The following is a 19,541-nucleotide window of genomic DNA, read 5'->3' on the forward strand; positions in this document are numbered from 1 at the left end:
TCAATCATTTTGGTTACCCTTTCATTATAGGCCTGCCGGGTCTTTCAGCCTATGTCACGAAAACAAGATTTCTGCACCTTTGGCAACCTATATATTGGAATGATGTTGAAATTATGCCTGATCCCGATATTCATTCGGTGTCATGCCGTAATGTTTTTTGAACATTTTGCTGAAATATTGCGGATTTTGGTACCCAAGTTCACTGGTAATCTCGTATATCTTTTTGTTGGTGTTTTTGAGCAAATACAATGCACGCTCCATCCGCATGCGAATCATATAATCGCCCAGCCCCTCACCTGTCTCGGCTTTGTAGATCTTGGACAAATAAACGGGATGCAAATACACCTTGTCTGCGATCATCTTCACGGATAGATCCTGTCCTGCGTCTCTGGTTACCATCTCCTGAACCTGCTTGATGACGTGTCTGCGACTCTGCACGCCTTCCTGATCCGACAGCTCCTCCTGCAACTTGGCAAGCATCTCAGTCGCCCAGCGGCGAAGCTTGTCAGGTGATTGAATCAACTGATGTGCCAATAGCAGATCAAATCCCGCATGATCAATCTCATGTACGAGATGCCCCTGCTTGTGCGCAATGTACATAAAAGCATTCGTTACTGACAAATACATCTCATATACATGCTCTCTGGAGAGACATACACGGTCCGCTGCATCAAAGACAGCATTCAGTTTACGTGCCGCAGCCTCCCACTGTTTGGTTTCAAGCAATTGAGGCAGAACGGGTGGCTTATAGAGCTCTTCAAGCGCTTGAGCCGCATCGTTCTCCGGTCGTTTGGACAGCTCTTTATCCATGTAAATGATTGTATTTTCCTCTGGACCCGATAGTACGAGTGATCCCAAACCTTTACGATAAGCGGTTGTCAGATCGGCAAATTGAAACGGTGCAGTAACCACCATGGATAGATCACCTTGCAGATATCGAATGACATGCTCGCGGAAAGTTCCAACTGGCTGTTTCAGTTCTTCCACATTGGTCTGAGCAGGCTCTGTCCAGTCCTGACTCTGTATCATCATGACCAAACTCTCATGAGGACCTCGTCCAAACCATACGTTGAATTGGGGACCAAACACCTCTTCGGCAATATTGCCAACCGCAAACTCCATCAAATCCAGTGATTGCTGGTCCATTGCCGAGAACCTGCCTGTAAGGCGAATTAGCATCATAACTGCCGGTTGATCCGGCTGAAGCACAATCTCATACTTCTCAAGCTGTTCACCCAGTGCCCGTGCTGTAATCTCGCGGCCCAATAACAAATCGTGCATCAGATTCTCCCGCAAAATTTTATAATCTGACTTCCGGCTATATAACAACCGATGGTATTTATCAAATTCATCCCAATCATCCCGAAGGGACGTGATGGCAGCGGAGACCGAAGCCATGAATTCCTCATCGTTCACTGGCTTGAGAATATAATCGGCAGCTTGCAGCTGAATTGCTTTTTTGGCATATTGAAAATCACTATGCCCGGTCAGCAGAATACAGCGGATATGCGCCCATCGACTGCTTACCTCCTCCACCAGTTCCAGCCCGGACATGCCCGGCATTCGAATATCGGTCACCACAAGGTCCACTGCATTCTCTTCCAAGATCTGCAGCGCCTCCTTGCCAGATGCTGCACGCAAAACCGTCGTAACCCCGAGCTCGCCCCAAGGAATGGTCAATTCTAGACTTTCAGTTACATACGTTTCATCATCCACCAGTAAAATATCAATCAAGACAGTCACTCCCTATCTGCTTCGTTATGCAGTGCATTCTTTCTATAGTTCTAATTCTGTGGTCATATGGCGTCTCTATTTCTATCCTTCTATTCAATAAGATGTTTTTCGTCAGTAGGCCAGGACAAGGTAACACGCAGCCCACCAAGCGGTGATTCCGTGACGCTAATTCCCGCCTGCTCCCCATACCTGAGCTGAAGACGCTGGTTAACGTTCCACAACCCACATCCCATCTCTTGGTCCATACCGCCTGTGAGTTTGTGGAGCAGCATCTGCCGGGCCAAGTCATCCATACCTTGCCCGTCGTCATCTACGGTAAGAATCATCATGCCATTTCTCTGTTCTCCGGACACCCGTATTTCCCCAGCTTCGGCATCGGCTTCAATTCCATGAATGACCGCATTTTCCACCAGTGGCTGTACGATTAGAGGAGGCACCTCTTGCCTTAAGAGGTCTTCCGATAAGTCAATTTTGAAACGTATTCGGTCCATACGCATCTGCTGAATCTCCAGATAACAGGTGACGAACTCAATTTCCTCTGTGAGCGGTACCACATCACGCTCCTGCCTCGTCGTATACCGATAGTATCGGGACAGATTATGCGACATGGCAACGACGGCATCGACACGCTTCAGCTTGGCCATGCTCGTAATGAATGAGAAACAATTATAGAAAAAGTGTGGATTAATCTGCGATTGCAGCTGTTTCAGACGGGCTTCACGCACATGAATCTGTTCCAGGTACACGTGTTCAAACAACTGCTGAATCTGCGCCACCATGGAGTTAAATCGTTCGGACAAAAAGCTGAATTCATTGCGTCCTTTGGGTGTAATTCGGACTGAATAATCCTCCTGCTTCAATCGTTGGAATCCACGAATCAACTGTTTGACAGGAACTTGGACCTGTACATATAACAGATAGGCTACGGCAAAGCTCATCAATAGCAGACAGATCATCGCTGAGTAGAACAGTATATTAGATTGATGAATCGGCTTCAGAATAGCCGATAGTGGCATGTAATCGACCAGATACCAGCCGGTCGTGCTGGACTTTACCGTATTAACCATATAAGGCTCGCCGTTAATGACTACCGTCCGGTTATCCACATCCTTAAGCTTATCAATGGCCAGCTTGTCCATCAGCTGACCTGTCAGGGCACGATCCGAGGTGCGGTTATAGATGACCCCCGTCTCTTCCCGGTAATAAAATGGATCATGGCGACCATCGTCCTTGAATTTGTCCAACATATCTCGAATGTTGTCACTGTCGAATTCTAGCTTAATCACGGTTTGCGCATTGGCTGCGGGATCGCTAATGCCGTACGGAGATACGGTGATCCAGCTGAAGATGAATTTATCATCTTCACCTTCCTGAGTCTTTCGAACATTCCATCCGGATGATATGTTGCCTCTCAGCGTCTGCTGATCATAATAGCCAGCATCTCTTTCAGAGATGACTCTGCCCAGCGTCGGCGAATAGAGGTACAGTTTCGTTGTCCAGTTGGATGAACTCTCCTGGATGCTCAGCTTGTTCTGAATACGTTTAACCAAATTGATCGTATCCAGATCGAAATATTTACTGTCGGCGTAGATCCGCCGGAAGCTCGCAATATCAGGATCATGGATGAGCAGATTCGGCCACGAGGATAACAACTCGATGTGTGTGTTCACTTGATTTTGAAAAAATTCCAGTTGGTTACTGTTGGAGCGATTGAGTTCATCCCGCAGAACTGCTGTCGTTTTATGGTTGGAATACCAGTACAGCAGCACGACTGGAACCAGCATAATTAGAATTAAAATGACCATTTTGGAAAATAGATTCGTCCGGTATGACATCTGCTTACCTCACCTTGCCTTCATTAGTCAGTGAATCTAATTTTAACGATGAAAGCGTTAAACATAAACTATTTTTTCTAGGCGAATCCGCTCCACAGCACATCTGTTATTCCTGACTTAATCTCTTTAAAGAGACTGTCTATATATCGTAAGCGTTACCATATACATACATAAAGGTGACAAAACCAACTTTTCTGCACTAATTGCAACTTCCACGCAAAAAAAGAGCTGACAACCGCCAGCTCCTTTCTAAACACTATATATTGATTAATTTCTTCTAATTCGCAATGCTCTTCTTATGTATTCATTCTATCTTGCTAACGCAAAATCATTATGGAATATCGTAGTCAAACACAGTGTTCTCTCCATCTACGGCGACATCCATTACAATATCGGTTAGCTTTCCTTTGACTCGCAGTGGGGAGGCAGCCAAACCGGAAAACGCCAGTTGACCTTTAAATGTTCCATGCGGCTCAATCTCTATATGCACAGGCTTCAGCTGGACAGATTGCAGGGATTCATAGAGCGGATCATCCTGGTGTTTGTAACTGCGGGCCAAGTCAGGCAAAAGCACAGCTGCTACAGGCTCTCTGGTGTAATTTTTGAGTGTCAGGTCACAGTTTACTCGTGTAATGCCATTTTCCAGTACATCATAGGTACAGGAGCTATCGTTTTGGACATAGGAAACACCATTGATACCGGATGCCCCCCATTTGGCTACATACATCAATTTATCCGTCATGTAGGAATAACTGAGAACAATAGCGAGAACGATCAGCCAGAGCCGTTTGGCCAGAACCGGATATAATGGCATGATTTCTTTGCGTGTAAGATAGTAGCTGCACGCTAATATACCCATTCCAAAAAATAACGTGATATGCACACCACTTACATAGGATGTGGTATAAGGCGACATGCCTATAGCAGACAACATCGTGTCCCCCACAGAGAAACCGAGGTGATGCTTAAACGTAAAAATGATGCCAAACAGCAATAACATCGCAGAGAACACAAGTCTGGTTCTCGACACACGAACACCCCCTAATCAACCACCTGATTATATCATATATTTCCTTATTATGGTTTACGATCCAAATAAAAAAAGACGCTCCGGTTTTTAACCGAAAACGTCTTTGGTTTTGCAACTCAATTCTACTTTTTCGACAGGAATGCGTCGAGCTGTTCTTGTTTGGCTGCAATGATTTTATCAATACCTGCGGCTTTCAACTTCTCCAGATATTTCGGGATCATCTCATTCGGATCTACTGCACCCGAGGTCATACCCGGTTTGAACTGTTTGTTCACGTTGTTGACCGCAGCAATTTCGTTTTTGACGGATTGGCTATTGAACGTAAAGCCCAGTGCAGGTGACTTAACGCCTTTGGCATTAAACTCCTTGAACTTTTCCCATTTCTGCGGATCTTCATTATCCCAGAGATAGTTCAGGAACTGGTTACCTAGCTGCCATTGTGCACCAGGATTATATGTGCGACTGTTCGCATCTACACCTTCCGGCAAGGTAATAATGTTGTCCTGGCCGTCTTTCTTCACATAATGTGTGCCTTCAATTCCGAAGTTGAGCAGGTTGTTGATTTCTTTGTCGGAATGCAGCAGGTTAATGACTTGCATCGCCTTCTCCGGCTGCTCAGAGGAACGGGAGATCGCCAGCATCGCACCGGAAGCATCTCCGGTTGTAATCGTAGGCTGTGTCATCTCGATCTGGGTCAATGGATATCCGACATACCCTTCTTCTTCCTTATCCTTGCCCGGCTTCATGCCATCGGTCCACAGGAAGGCCTTGCCTGCCTTCGCCTGATCTTTCGGGAATACATTGGAAGTTGCTGCATCACTGTTAATGTATCCAGCCTGATACCACTTGCGTGCAAGCTCAGCCGCTTCCTTGAATTCAGGGGTCTCCACTTCATTCAGTACCGTCGTTGTACCCGCTGTTTTGGAGATGACGCCTGGAACGGATGCATCACCAAGATAATCCCAGTCCAGATTTTCTAACAGCCCGTTACCATTGGTATTGGACATATAGAATGGAGTGATGCCTGGTTCGTTTTCCTTGATTGTTTTGAGCAGCGGCTCCAGGTCAGCCCATGTTTTTACTGCGGTCAGATCGAGCTTGTATTTGTCAGCCAGATCTTTGCGTACGAGTACACCACGCGTCGCAGCTAACTCCTTGTTGGTAGGAACGCCATAGTTTACGCCATCCACCTGAGAACCTTCCAGAAAGGCTGGATCGAGATTTTTCTTGATATCCTGCCCATACTTGTCAAGCAGATCATTGAGCGGCAAGAAAGCTCCTTTTGCCACATTGACCGTATAATTTTGCCAAGCAGCTGTGAAAATAATGTCTGATTTTTCGCCGGAAGAGATCATAAGATTCAGCTTGTTATCCCACTGCCCCCAGTCGATCGCATTAATCTTGAGTGTTGCACCGATCTTGGGCTCCATCTTTTTGTTGATCTCGGCTTCCACCAGAGCTACATCTTTCTGTGGTGTCCCTGGATAATACAACGTCACTTCATAGGGCTTGCCCCCAGTCTCCGCTGCACCGCCACCCTGTGCTTCCGGTGTTGTTCCGCCTTTGTCTGATGAGCAACCTGCCAGCACCAGGCTCAGCGCCATAACTGCTGCCGCGAAACGCGGCCATACCTTAAACGTTCTAACCAAGTGAACCCCTCCCGTCATATGTTGGACCCTGCAACCGATTGCCCCAATTCGCAATGTTCCCCAATCTGCAAAAGTCCGTTCGCTTGCCGGCCCTCCGGCGTGTCTGTACTCGCTGCTTTTTGTATATGCCCTCTCAGGTCCATCTTCAATTATCCGTTGCCCTCTCCGCTAACCGGCCGGAGTTATCCCTTCACTGCGCCTACGGTTAGGCCTTTGATGAAATACCGCTGGAAGAATGGATATGCCAGTACGATTGGACCAATACCGACAACAGCCATCGCCATCTGCAGTGTTTTATTCGGCAGATTTAGCAATCCGCCCTGTGACGAAATCTGTGAAGAGACATTGGAGTTGGATGTTAAATATTGAATATCGAGCAGCGTCCGGTACATAAGGTACTGAAGACTGATCGTCCGGTTATCAGATATAAAAATCATGCTGAGATACCAGTCGTTCCAGTAATTCAATGTGCTGAACAGTGCAACGGTCGCCATCACCGGAAGGGAGAGCGGAAGCACAATACGTGTAAACGTTCTCAATTCACCCGCTCCATCAATCCGTGCCGATTCAAGAATCGATACCGGAATGGAATTAGCGAAGAACGTACGCATGACCAGCACGAAGAACGGCGACAACAGCAGCGGCATGATCAGTGCCAGAATCGAGTTTTTCAAATCCAGTACGTTTACATAGACGAGATACCAAGGGACCAGACCGCCATTGAACAGCATGGTGAAAAAGATGAAAAAGGCGAACCACCCACGATACGGCAAATCTCTTCGGGAAAGCGGATATGCGTACAATGCAGTCAGTGCAACACTCGTTATTGTACCTATCACGGTTACGATAATTGAAATGCCATAGGAATGGATGATCTGATCCATGTCCTTGAACAGAAACTCATAGGCAGTCAGGCTAAACTTCTCCGGAATCAGCTTATACCCGTTTGCAATGACCGTCGTCTCGTCCGAGAATGAGATCGCGAAGACAAGCAGGATCGGCACGATGCAGGCAATGGCATAGAATATAAACATAGCGTGTATGATAGACGCGGAACGCCGCGACACGGCTAATGGATCACGTGATTTCACAGCTGGCTTGCCTCCTCTCAAAATAATGCATTATCTTTGTCCATTCTCCTAACGATGGTATTGGATACGAGAACAAGTACAAATCCGACAACAGCCTGATACAGCCCGGCTGCCGAGGACATCCCGATATCGCCTCCAATAAGGAAGGTTCGGTACACATACGTATCCAGAACGTTCGTAACCGGGAACAATGCGCCCGATTCCAGCGGAACCTGGTAGAACAGACTGAAATCCGCGTAGAAAATACGACCGATCTGCAGCAATGTCATAATCACGATCAGCGGTACGAGAAACGGAACGGTAATGAAGCGAATCTGATGCCACTTGCTCGCGCCATCCAGCACGGCTGCTTCATAATATTCCTCATCGATGCCTACCACTGCTGCCAGATAAATGACGGCATAATAACCGATATTCTTCCATGTGTTCACCAGTGGCAAAATGTACGGCCAGTACTTGGGCTCCGAATACCAGTCAATTGGTTGTCCGCCAAAGAGCTGAAGAATCGTTGAGTTCATGAAACCCGAATCCTTGCCGAGAAACGCGAGCACCAGATAGCTGACTACAATCATCGACAGAAAATACGGAAGCAGCATGAGTGACTGATACAATTTGGACATCGCCTTGTTTTTCACTTCATTCAACAAAATCGCAAGCCCTACACCTACAAATAAATTCAGAGCAATAAATACCGTGTTATATGCGAGCGTATTACGTGTGATCTCCCAAGCATCGCTGGTGGAGAATAAATACTTGAAATTATCCCAGCCGCTCCACGGACTGCCCCAAATACCGTCGGCATAGTTTACATTTTTGAATGCAATCAGAACGCCGAACATCGGCATATAGTTGTTCACCAGCAGAAACAGAATGCCTGGCACAAACATGAGATACAAAACCTTGAATTTACCTAGATTGTACAGGACAGACTTTCGTTTTCGAACCGGTATGTCCCTTCCATCCGATAGACGTGCTGCCTTACCCACCTGGGGTTGTGTCTTCATAACTTGTTCTCCCTCACTCCTCTTGAATTTCATCCTCAGGATGAAACACCGCTGTGTCTCCTGTGGTTCAAGTATACGGCGGGGCGTTCAGGTCCACTATCTGCTGTGGTGACCTGTTCACTGATCAAATTATGACTTTAGGGCACAAAAAAACAAAAGACGCAGCATGCTGCGTCAAATCTGTACCGTTCGGGACTGTTTGCGAAACTCCTGTGGGGTAATGCCCGTGCACTTTTTGAACATTTTCGTAAAATGAGAGTAATTGTAGTAACCGACCTTGCCTGCGATATCCGTCACTTTCACAGTAGACTGGGACAATAATGTCTTCGCTTTGGCTACTCTGCGCTGGAGAATGAATTCGGAAAGCGACATGCCCTTTTCTTTACGAAAAAGGCGGGATAGATAGGCTGGATTAAATCCGGCAAAGGATGCAAGTTCTTCTCGCATCAACTCTTCACCAATATGATTTTCAATGTAAATGCATAACTGGTCCACAATCGTCATTGGACTGTGATCGTCCGGGTACAATACCGGTATGGCACGACTGATCAGGTCTGATGTCCACTGCTTCAGTTGGGGCAAAGAACGTGTCACAACGTTTTCTTCCGGCTCCCGTTCTCCGGGATACAGGCTGCGTACAGATACATTTTTCTGATGCAGCAACGGGTAGATTACATGCAGCATCGCATGATAATACAAGCGCAGAATTTCCGGTGACAAACGCTCCTGTGAAGCCAGTAATTCAAAGATTTCGTCCACACGCTCGCGCAGGTCGTCAAACTTTCCCGTTTCGAACAGGATGGACAGCTCGGAGAACCACGGTATTGGCAGAAAACGATCCTCCGTATCTCGGCCTACCTCGTCATAGATGAAGACCCCTTCAAGCTCGTTGATATTGCGACGCTCCATGTCCATCAGCTCATTCAGCATCCCCTGTAAATCTGTAACAGCAACCGGGACTCCGACGTAACAGGACAATCGACAATAAAAATAGGTACCACACTCCTGAATATAGCTCTGACATCCTTGTGCCATTTCACTCGCCGTAGGTATGATACCGTCCTGTTCGTATGCAAGCACAATATTTAGCCCACTGTGATCCTGAAACACTTCCCCAGGTTTGTCACCAAGCAGCATTTCCTTGGCAGCATTGCGGAGCGCATATTCCAGCACCTCCTCGTCACGCAGATCGAAGTCTCGCACCCATTCTTCGACGGAAATGACAATCGGCAACACGCGCACGTGCGGATCAATCTCGGCTCCATAGACCTCGGCCAGCTCCTGCAGCTTTTGCTGGGTTAAGGTTACGCGCTGTGAGATGGCGTCTTTCCAGAAACGCTCGGTCAACAGTGGTTTATGCGTTTGCCAGCGTTTGTACACCGTCTCATATACTTCATTGGTGCGGGAACGCTGCTCGTCATCCTTGATTTTGTCCATTGCCTGGCTCACAACCTTGATCAGCTGGTCTGCGGGAGCAGGCTTCAGCACATAATCGAAGCTGTTCAGCTTGATTGCCGTCTGGGCATAATCGAACAGGGCATGACCTGTAAGAAAAATCGTCTGCATGCCGGGATCATGCTTTAACACCCAGCTTTGCAGATCCAGTCCCGTTTCACCCGGCATCTCAATATCACAGATCATAATATCAATGGGATGGGATTTCATCAGCATTCTCGCTTCTTCCGCATCACCAGCACTGAATACCTGGTCGATTCCGGCCAGGCTCCAGTTCACCCCTTCCACCATCGCTTGCAAGGCGTATACTTCATCATCCACGATCAACAGGTTCCGCATAGGCTCTCCCTTCTTCTTCTTCCGTCTGAGCGGGCATATGAATATGGACTGCTGCCCCTCCTTCAGTCTGATTGCTGAACTGCAATCCGGCATGTTCGCCGTACTTTACAAGCAGCCGATGAATAACGTTCCAGATGCCAATGTGCTGTCCACCCGGATCTTCGGCGTATTGCCCCTGTTGCAGGCGCTCCAGTATGTCTTGCTCAAATCCAACACCGTTATCTGTAATTGAAAGTTGAAGAACCGAAGACGGTTCAGGATCAGATAACGTTTTCGACTTCCATGCTCTTATGCAAATAACAAAAGGCTCTTTGCGCCGCTGGAAGCCATGAATAATGGCGTTCTCCACAAAAGGCTGAATCGTTAAAGGCGGCAGCACATAATGCCCCAGATCCGGTCCGACATCCAGAACGAAATCCAGCTTGTTGGGAAACCTCAGCTTCTGAATCTCCAAATAATGACTGATATGTTCCAATTCTTCATCCAATCGAATAACACGTTTGCCTGCACGCAGGCTGAACCTGAAATAATCTGCCAGATGCCCCGCCATCTGCTGCACCAGCTCATGCTTTTGCAACGAAGCCAGGCTATGAATGATATTCAATGAATTCAGGTAAAAGTGAGGATTAATCTGCATCTGCAATTGTTTAAACTCTGCTTCTCTTGTGCGCAATTGTTCCTCATACACATCTATCTTCAGATGCTGGATCTCACTTGTCATCTGATTGAAGCTGTGTGTGACAAACTCCAGTTCAGATGAAGACGGCGTCTCAAGCCTCACATCAAGTTCTCCTCGGCTGACCCTCCTCATCCCACGTATGAGCACATTCATTGGACGGAACAGGAGCTGCCTGAGAAAAATCATAGCTGTTATCAGAATGACCGCTGCACCAATTGGAAGCAGGCGAATGATCTGCTGAAAAAATGGCAGGTTTCGCATCATATCCTCCTCGGGCAGCAGAACAACATAGTTCATCTCAGACATGGCTGAGGGAATGCCAAGCATCAGGTACTGACGTGCACTGCCTATAGACGTCACTTCAGAGATCACCTGGTACGGATTATTCAATCCAGTGATATGGGCTGCGGCCAGTTTGATTTGTGCCGAGTTCAGGGCTGAATCGGACAGCGCCCCGCCATCTGCTCCCAAGATGACTGCACCTCCCCGGTCACCGGACTCCGTGAATTGCTCGGGGTGATTCAGTGCATTCATGTCCACCAGCGCTCCCGCATAGAACTGGGCATTGATCCGCACCGTTTTGACCAAGGCATTCCAAGTGCCTCCCCGAACGATGCTCCACTCTGGCTTCTGGATTTCCCCCTCCAGCTGCTGCATTTGTACCGGCATGCTCTCCTGCACAATCGACATTTTGACATCATAATTGCCTGAGGTAGCGAGTAACAGATCATCATTCACGGCATCGTACAGAAAAAATGAATCGATCAGATTATAAAATCCGATATCGGTCATGAATTTGTTCATAATGCGCTGTTTCGCAATAATATAATCGCCGCTGCCGTATTTGAGAAAAAACAGGGAAATAATGTCCGGGTCTCGCTCGCCCAGACTGTATAAATACCGATTGGTCTCCTGCAGCACACGCTCGTTCTGCTCCACACTCTTTGCAAGATGATTCATATTGGTGAGAGACACTTGATCACGTACAACTTTCATGGCATATACGTTGTTGTAATATAGCAGCATGAATAGTGGCAGCATGATCAATGTCAGACCCACAATAAACTTAAAGCGCAGTGAACGGATGAAATTCATGAATTCCCGCCCTTTTGTTTAATCTAGATTTCAGTTCTTTTGCACATTGTTGTAACCGCTATCAAGATCAAGCGATTTCTCCTGTTTTTTTTGATGCTCCACCACTGTATTTCTTCCATCTTCTTCCTTATAATGGCATGTTTATTGTAGTCATACTTGCTTGCATCTGTCTATGTGGTTCCGTGACCTGTCAGTGTCAATTCTGGTGACTTGCTTTTGGCTTTCAGTACGTGTTCGAGGGTCCATGCTCTAATTAGTTCTCCATCTGTAAAAAAAATCCTGCTCCACACTCCACGAACGCCCGGTGATGACATGCATACGATATATCACTCCTTGGATTGACATCAAGGATGTAAGGAGGCATGTCCGATGAATATACAACTCGTCCCATTGCATTATGTATATCTGGCTTTTATCGTCTTGATTATCGCCGTCATGGTTCGGCGTAGAGACACAACCATCATTTGTGTCGCAGGTGTCATGACCATTGGACTCCTGGCGACTGAAACATTAAGCGGATCGGTTTCCGGAATCTTCAGCAGTTTTATCTACGCAGCCAAGGAGCTGCTCAGCACCATTTTTATCATCTCGATCATTGTCGCCATGAGCCGGGTATTAATCCGGACGGGGATCAATGAAGTCATGGTGACACCACTCACCCGGTTCATCCGTTCTCCACAGGTCGCCTATTGGGGAATTGGATTCATTATGATGATCGTATCATTGTTTTTCTGGCCCTCTCCTGCCGTTGCCCTGGTTGGAGCTGTACTTCTTCCGGTAGCAGTACGAGTCGGACTTCCTCCCATCGGCGCTGCCATTGCCATGAATCTGTTCGGTCACGGCATTGCCTTATCAGGGGATTACATTATCCAAGGGGCACCCAAACTGACAGCTGATGCAGCTGGCCTTCCCGTTACCGCTGTTATGACTGCAAGTATCCCACTTGTCATAGTGATGGGGACGGTGTCTACCGTAACGGCATTCTGGATGCTGCGCAAGGAGATGAAGTCAGGTTCCCCCGTTAAACTCAGTGATCCGATCTCTGGTGAAGCAGTAACCGTTCATCCACCTTCGTCAGACTCTGCGCCGATCTCCGAGGAGCCAGCCGTTCAACGTCAAGCAATGCCCCCACGTTTGCAAAAGGCATTCGCTCTGATCATCCCATTGTTATTCTTAGTCGATGTCATTCTGATGTTTTTACTTAAATTACAAGGCGGTGATGCCACAGCACTAATTGGTGGAACGGCCGTGCTCATTCTGATTGCCGTATCACTTGCCGCGCATCGTCATACAGGTCCGGAAGAAACAACAAACTATTTAATTGAAGGATTTCAGTTCGGATTCAAGGTGTTTGGTCCTGTTATCCCGATTGCCGCTTTCTTTTATCTTGGGGATGCTGCGATCACAGAACTGTTCAACAACCCGCTTCCTGCTGGATCACACGGTATTGTGAATGATTTAGGGGTTGCTCTTGCAGGGCTAGTGCCATTGAATAATACGGTAGGTGCTATAACGATGACTGTGACCGGAGCGGTCACGGGAATGGATGGTTCGGGGTTCTCTGGAATATCCCTGGTCGGCTCCATTGCGTCCATGTTTGCAGGCTCGGCAGATTCCGCACCTGTATTGACGGCACTGGGTCAGGTCGCCGCCATATGGGTAGGCGGTGGGACCTTAATTCCATGGGCCTTAATTCCAGCTGCTGCCATCTGTGGAGTCAGTCCATTTGAACTGGCACGACGCAATCTGAAACCGGTACTGCTGGGATTAACAGTTACTACTATCGTTGCTATCTTTCTAATCTGATTACTTAACCGTGCTATTCGAACTGAAAAGACGTACGCACGCGGGCCCATTGCCAAAGCTCATCCTTACTCATTGCGGCCAGATGAAGCAATTCCTCATACGGGTCTCCCTGAAGTCCTAATACAGTAGCGAATGCAGGCTCCGTCTTCAAGCCTTCCAGCTTCAGTTTGCGAATCTCCCGATGTCCTGCTGCACCCCAGAGTTGCAACAATCCCCACTCTACCAGCATGTGAATATAAGCATTCTGCCTGCGTACAGATAGGGACTGAGCGAAAATCTCTACAGGCCAGTTTCCAATTTCCACACTACAGGTCACATAAGGACGCTGGCCAGCACGCCCATCCCCCCTGTCGCATCGAAAACCCTGCATTCCGCCCAGTTGTTGGTGCACCAATGTTTGGAACGCCTCGAGATCCGCTGCCTCACATAATAGATCAAGATCACTTCCAGGAATATCAATATCAATCGGCACTGTTCCAGCCGGATAAGGCTGGTAAGCTGCCAATATGCTTAACAATCCACTGGATTGCAACACCTTATACGCATCCTGCTGACGCTCGTTCCCCGAGGCCAAATGTGCCATTACATCCGTAGTTGTAATCATGTCACACCCTCGGGTAGCGGTTCATTCTGACGCTCCTGTAACGACTTGTTTTACTCGACCCACCTGTCCACTGGTCAAACGTACTTTGATCCCATGCGGGTGTGTGGGCGATTTGGTCAACAAATCCTTCACGATACCGCGTGTCAGTTTGCCTGTCGGCTGATCTTGCTTGAGCACGATATCCACTTCAAGACCCGGTTTGATATTTACTCGTTGTTGTCCATTCATGGGTTTCCCTCTCCTCTTCAACGTATTCCATGTCATGTAGCCATAATTTAGAAAGCTTCATCTATTGTAGACGTTTTGGATTGAAAACGAAAGCCATGTCCAATGTTCAAAAACATAACTGAACTGTTATTTCCGCTTTGAAGAGGGATCAGAAGATTTGCTTTTCATCACTTTCAGAGCCGATCGATAGACTTCATCTGCACTCTTTTCAGGTTCTTTTGTCTCCGTCAGCACCGTTTCGTCTTCCACTTCGGCAGGTTTACGGAAATGAAGCAATGCTTGGCGATAAGCTTGATCACCATCTGTAGTCTGCGTCTCTCTTTTCTGTGGTGAAGGGGTCACTTCCGATGTAGAATCCATCTGATGAATTTCTGTTTGCCTACGATCCTCATGTTCCAAAACTTCTTTATGCTTTGCCTGTTCGTAAATTCTGTCTTCCTTCCGGGCTCGATCTTCTTCATGCAGCAGGACAGGCCCTTCATCCATCTCTGTTATTTTGGAAGCTCGTGCTTCTGCAGCCTTGCGGGACGATCTGGAGTTATAAATCATCAGAAACACAACCCCAATAACAACAATTACCACCAAAATGATCAACATATGAGCATCCTCCTTATCATCCGCCTGTAGGCAGCCTTAATCAATATATTGGTGCCCTATTCTGCGAATAATATTTCACCTTGTTTCGTATAGAGCGACAAAGTAGCGGGAATGCTCCAAACAGGATTGTCAGCAGAAGACTTTCAGCACCAATCAAAGAGAAGGTTTACAGAAAACCGAATTGAGGAGGAATGATCAGCATGAATTCACGTGCCATTTTGATCAATATCATTGTTATACTGGTGATTTTGGGAGCCGGGGCTGCCGGGATCTACTATTACAACCAATCCACCAGCTACGTTAAAACCGATAATGCGCTTGTTACCGGGCAGCCTATCTCCGTGGCTTCCGCAGTAGGCGGTGAACTTCGATCCTGGAAAGGCAAGGTAGGTACAACATTTAATGCAGGCGATACTGTTGCCACCGTCACCGCTGCGGGAAAATCAACATCCGTGACGATGCCTGTTGATGGGACCATTGTACAACAGACCGCCGTCGAAAATTCACTAGTATCTGCAGGTACGCCCCTCGCACGGGCCTATGATTTCAATAACCTGTACGTGACGGCCAATGTAGACGAGACCGCGATTGATAAAATTAAAGCAGGTCAGATCGTCGATGTATATGTCGATGCATTTCCAGACACCACATTGACTGGCAAAGTAGACCAGATCGGACTTGCCACTGCGTCCTCCTTTTCACTACTGCCGTCGTCCAATACCAATGCGAATTACACCAAAGTAACACAAGTCATCCCGATCATCATTACAATCGAAGGATATAAAGGACTGGGTGTGGTTCCCGGCATGAGCGCTACCGTGCGCGTTCATATCTAAGGCTGCTGATGGATAATCAAAAAAACCAACTGCCACTTGGAAAAACCATCGCTGTCTTGCTACTTGGCGCATTTATCGCCATTCTGAACCAAACTTTGCTCAATGTAGCCATCCCCCATCTGATGAATGACTTTAACGTCTCAGCAACGACCGTGCAGTGGCTGTCCACAGCTTATTTGCTGGTGAACGGGGTACTCATTCCGATTACCGCCTACTTGATCGAGTCGTTCGGAACCCGCAAATTGTTCGTGACTGCGATGCTGTTGTTTACGTTAGGTTCATTGATCTGTGCCATCAGTCCTGGATTTACGGTCATGCTCATCGGTCGTATCGTACAAGCCAGTGGGGCCGGTATTATTATGCCTTTGGTTATGAACGTATTTCTGACTGTGTTTCCTCCAGAGAAACGGGGAACCGCCATGGGTACGATGGGTATTGCCATGATGTTTGCTCCGGCCATTGGCCCGACATTATCTGGATGGATCGTGGAACATTATACATGGCGCATTCTGTTCTATATGGTCATTCCGCTTGCCTTGCTTGATATTTTGTTTGCCTTCATTTGGCTGAGAAATGTGTCCAAGCTTACTTCGCCGAAATTTGATGGTTTTGGCGCATTATTCTCCACCATCGGTTTCGGCTTTCTGTTATATGGATTCAGCTCTGCCGGAGATAAAGGCTGGACCAGCGCGACAGTGCTGTTGACACTCATTATCGGAGTGCTCTTCATCGTCTTCTTTGTTCTCCGAGAAACGGCTATGAAGAACCCCCTGCTGGAATTTCGTGTATTCAAATACGACATCTTCACCATCTCGACGCTAGTCAGTGCAACGATTAATATGGCACTCTTTGGCGGGATGCTGCTGTTACCGATCTATCTGCAAAATATAAGGGGATTCTCTCCCCTGCAATCCGGGTTGTTGCTGCTGCCTGGTGCATTGCTAATGGGCGTCATGTCTCCCATCTCAGGAGCGCTGTTTGACCGGATTGGCTCTCGCCCCCTAGCCATTGTCGGTTTGATCATTACCGCCATCACCACCTTTGAGTTTAGTAAGTTGACGGGGGAGACGCCTTATGGTCACATCATGATGCTATACACGTTTCGTAGCTTCGGCATGTCCATGCTGATGATGTCTGTACAGACAGAGGGGTTAAACCAATTACCGCCTCATCTCACCAGTCATGGTACGGCCATGTCCAATACGGTCAGACAGGTCGCAGGTTCAATCGGGACCGCCCTGCTCATCACCGTAATGGCGACACGTGCAGGCATTCATTTGGCGGATTACAGCAACACCGTGACTACAACCAATGTAGCACTGACAGAACAAGTCGGTATGCTTGGCACGCAAATGGCTACTGCGGCGGGAATGCCGCCTGAACAAGGCACCAGTCTAGCATTACAGCAGCTCTATGGTATCGCTGTTCAGACGTCAACGATCGAAGGCATTAATGATGCTTTCATTGTAGCGACCTGGATTTCGATCATTGGTCTGTTTCTGTCGTTATTCCTGCGGCGGGCTCGCTCCCGTCCTCGTAAAGTCAAAACTGAACGCTAAAATGGCGTTGGACCACCCTATATCCCCTATACAACCCTGTATCACAGATCAGATCCGCAAGCTTCACTTAGATCAATTGAAACAATAAAAAACCGCAAGTCTCTTTAATCCAGAGACCTGCGGTTTTTGGCTTTCGCTATGGATGCTGGGGTAAGGATGAATTGTCATCCTTGGCAGCCTCTCTCGCCTTAACGGCAAGCAGTTCCGATACAGTTACAAAACGATAACCTTGCTCCTGCAACTTAGGCAGAATCGTTTTTAGCGCAGCAACCGTCTGGGACTTGCCCTCCACCTTGTCATGAAACAGAACAATGTCCCCGTTACGTGCGTTCTTCAGCACTTTGTTCACAATGGCTGATATGCCTGGTGAAGCCCAATCACGTGTGTCCTGATGCCAGGACCATAGCACAATCGTATAGCCTTGCTGCTTGGCGACCTGAATGACCATGTCATTGTAATAGCCTCCCGGGGGTCTAAACAACGTAGGACGCTGCGCCCCTGCTCCAACAATGGATTTCTCCGCTATGTTCATTTCATGGCTGTACTTATCCGCCCTTGTTGACCTGACCGCGTACGTATGTGCATACGTATGATTGGCGATTTCATGTCCTTCCCGCTGCTCCTGTTTGATCAGGTCAGGAAACTTTTCCGCCCATTTGCCAAGCACAAAAAAAGTGCCTTTGGCCTGATACTGCTCGAGTAAAGCTAGAATTTGCGGGGTCTGGACCGGATCTGGCCCATCATCAAAGGTCAGTGCGATGAGTTTGTCATGTGTGGGAACCTCCCACACAATCTCTCCCCGTTCCTCATAATACTGTCGGTTCTTCTGCACAGGTTTGGCGTAGGCAGAACTGCTGCCAAGCAAAAAAACCAGCGTACACAATCCGATGCATCGGGCTGCCTTCAGGTTCATGTTTATGTCCTCTCTTTATCTTAAAACGTAAACTCCCTGTTAGCATTTCCCGATTCACCAGAACTATTTAACGAAATATTTGATCAATGACTGCAATTTCCTCAGCTGTGAGCTCAACATCCAGTGTTTTCAGATTGTTGATGACCTGCTCTGGTTTCTTGGCACCAGGAATGAGCGCATCAATGGACGGCTGAGTCAGGTACCAGGCCAGAACGAGATGGGCGACCTCAGCATCCTTGGACTGTGCAATGCTGCGTAGTTGTTCCACCTTGTCCAGATTCTGAATAAAGGCTTCCCCTGTGAATAACGGGTTCTTCGCCCGTCCATCCTGGAAGGTTGTATCACGATTATATTTGCCACCCAGCAGACCTGCTGCCAGAGGGAAGTAAGGTACAAAAGAAATGTCATGCTCTGCCGTATAGGGCAGCAATTCCTTCTCCGCTTCTCTTTTGAACAAATTGTATTCAGACTGCAGCACATCCACATCTCCATTCCGATTTGCCTCACGCAGCTGATCAATGGAGAAATTGGAAACTCCGATGGCACGGATTTTACCTTCGTCCTTCAAACGTTTCAGCGCACCTACAGCCTCATCCTTCGGTGTAAGTTCATCCGGGAAATGAATATAGAACAAGTCAATATAATCTGTCTGCAAGCGTTTCAATGCCTCATCTACAGAGGTTTTGAGGAAAGCAGGCGAGTTATCAAAGACTACGTTGCCATCCACGAATTTATGTGCAGCTTTTGTTGCTATAATAGTATCTTGACGCTGACCCGTTTCTTTCAGCACTTCACCAATTAAGCGTTCTGAATGCTCAGGTCCATAGATGAAAGCAGTATCCAAAAAGTTAATGCCCTGTTTCAAAGCTGTACGAACGACATCCTTACCTGTCTCATCATTCAGCATATTCGGATAGATGTTATGTCCTCCTACTGCATTAGCCCCCAATCCAATCGGGTTAACAATCAGATCGGTTTTGCCCAAGCGAGTACGTTGTTCTGCCATGTCTCATCCATCTCCTTTTCTGAGCGTTGGTAACTCACATATATTATATCAGAGGGTTAAGCATATTTAAAATATCGGGTT

General features: G+C 47.5%; 16 protein-coding genes. 3 read left to right on the forward strand and 13 right to left on the reverse strand.

Features of this window, described 5'->3' with window-relative positions; genetic code table 11:
• Positions 1–111: 111 nt before the first annotated feature.
• The 8 genes from AC4PM4_RS16275 to AC4PM4_RS16310 form a co-directional block, all read right to left on the reverse strand.
• Positions 112–1,734, reverse strand: a complete 1,623-nt coding sequence (locus AC4PM4_RS16275; protein WP_090949028.1) for a response regulator — start codon at positions 1,732–1,734, stop codon at positions 112–114.
• Between the two features lie 89 nt (positions 1,735–1,823).
• A complete protein-coding gene (locus AC4PM4_RS16280; RefSeq protein ID WP_072732339.1) occupies positions 1,824–3,569 on the reverse strand; it encodes a sensor histidine kinase in 1,746 nt (581 codons plus the stop codon).
• A gap of 331 nt (positions 3,570–3,900) precedes the next feature.
• Positions 3,901–4,599, reverse strand: coding sequence for a hypothetical protein (locus AC4PM4_RS16285; RefSeq protein WP_072732338.1), 699 nt, complete (start codon positions 4,597–4,599; stop codon positions 3,901–3,903).
• 122 nt (positions 4,600–4,721) lie between these two features.
• Positions 4,722–6,248 carry an ABC transporter substrate-binding protein gene (locus tag AC4PM4_RS16290; protein WP_072732337.1) on the reverse strand — a complete coding sequence of 509 codons (1,527 nt, stop codon included), beginning with the start codon at positions 6,246–6,248 and terminating at the stop codon, positions 4,722–4,724.
• A 182-nt stretch (positions 6,249–6,430) separates the two neighbouring features.
• Complete coding sequence (locus AC4PM4_RS16295; RefSeq protein ID WP_053783705.1) at positions 6,431–7,339, reverse strand: carbohydrate ABC transporter permease; 909 nt, start codon at positions 7,337–7,339, stop codon at positions 6,431–6,433.
• A 17-nt stretch (positions 7,340–7,356) separates the two neighbouring features.
• On the reverse strand, positions 7,357–8,343 hold the full coding sequence (locus tag AC4PM4_RS16300) for an ABC transporter permease (RefSeq protein ID WP_072732336.1): 987 nt from the start codon (positions 8,341–8,343) through the stop codon (positions 7,357–7,359).
• Between the two features lie 174 nt (positions 8,344–8,517).
• Positions 8,518–10,137 (reverse strand): response regulator transcription factor, encoded by a 1,620-nt coding sequence (locus AC4PM4_RS16305; RefSeq protein WP_063564734.1) that lies wholly within the window; start codon positions 10,135–10,137, stop codon positions 8,518–8,520.
• Positions 10,112–11,911 (reverse strand): sensor histidine kinase, encoded by a 1,800-nt coding sequence (locus tag AC4PM4_RS16310; RefSeq protein ID WP_491614041.1) that lies wholly within the window; start codon positions 11,909–11,911, stop codon positions 10,112–10,114. The genes AC4PM4_RS16305 and AC4PM4_RS16310 overlap by 26 nt, the downstream gene beginning before the upstream one ends.
• Positions 11,912–12,280: 369 nt before the next feature.
• Between AC4PM4_RS16310 and AC4PM4_RS16315 the strand changes: the two genes are divergently transcribed.
• Entirely contained in the window at positions 12,281–13,717 is a 1,437-nt protein-coding gene (locus AC4PM4_RS16315) for a hypothetical protein (protein WP_491614042.1), read from the forward strand.
• Positions 13,718–13,730: 13 nt separating this feature from the next.
• Here AC4PM4_RS16315 and AC4PM4_RS16320 read toward each other — a convergent pair whose 3' ends face one another.
• From AC4PM4_RS16320 to AC4PM4_RS16330, 3 genes are all read right to left on the reverse strand, one after another.
• Entirely contained in the window at positions 13,731–14,321 is a 591-nt protein-coding gene (locus AC4PM4_RS16320; RefSeq protein WP_491614044.1) for a DUF4269 domain-containing protein, read from the reverse strand.
• A gap of 21 nt (positions 14,322–14,342) precedes the next feature.
• Complete coding sequence (locus AC4PM4_RS16325) at positions 14,343–14,549, reverse strand: YwbE family protein (RefSeq protein WP_063564738.1); 207 nt, start codon at positions 14,547–14,549, stop codon at positions 14,343–14,345.
• A gap of 126 nt (positions 14,550–14,675) precedes the next feature.
• Positions 14,676–15,146 carry a hypothetical protein gene (locus AC4PM4_RS16330; RefSeq protein ID WP_269055472.1) on the reverse strand — a complete coding sequence of 157 codons (471 nt, stop codon included), beginning with the start codon at positions 15,144–15,146 and terminating at the stop codon, positions 14,676–14,678.
• A 200-nt stretch (positions 15,147–15,346) separates the two neighbouring features.
• Between AC4PM4_RS16330 and AC4PM4_RS16335 the strand changes: the two genes are divergently transcribed.
• Together AC4PM4_RS16335 and AC4PM4_RS16340 are read left to right on the forward strand one after the other, a co-directional pair.
• Positions 15,347–15,982: a biotin/lipoyl-containing protein gene (locus AC4PM4_RS16335; RefSeq protein WP_053783698.1), complete on the forward strand. Its 636-nt coding sequence runs from the start codon at positions 15,347–15,349 to the stop codon at positions 15,980–15,982.
• An 8-nt stretch (positions 15,983–15,990) separates the two neighbouring features.
• A complete protein-coding gene (locus tag AC4PM4_RS16340) occupies positions 15,991–17,541 on the forward strand; it encodes a DHA2 family efflux MFS transporter permease subunit (protein ID WP_063564740.1) in 1,551 nt (516 codons plus the stop codon).
• Positions 17,542–17,677: 136 nt separating this feature from the next.
• Here the strand turns inward: AC4PM4_RS16340 and AC4PM4_RS16345 are convergent, their stop codons facing one another.
• On the reverse strand, positions 17,678–18,454 hold the full coding sequence (locus AC4PM4_RS16345) for a polysaccharide deacetylase family protein (protein ID WP_491614045.1): 777 nt from the start codon (positions 18,452–18,454) through the stop codon (positions 17,678–17,680).
• A gap of 67 nt (positions 18,455–18,521) precedes the next feature.
• Complete coding sequence (locus AC4PM4_RS16350; protein ID WP_072732331.1) at positions 18,522–19,460, reverse strand: aldo/keto reductase; 939 nt, start codon at positions 19,458–19,460, stop codon at positions 18,522–18,524.
• Positions 19,461–19,541 lie beyond the last annotated feature (81 nt).

Source organism: Paenibacillus sp. MDV22-iso6, from assembly GCF_058408365.1.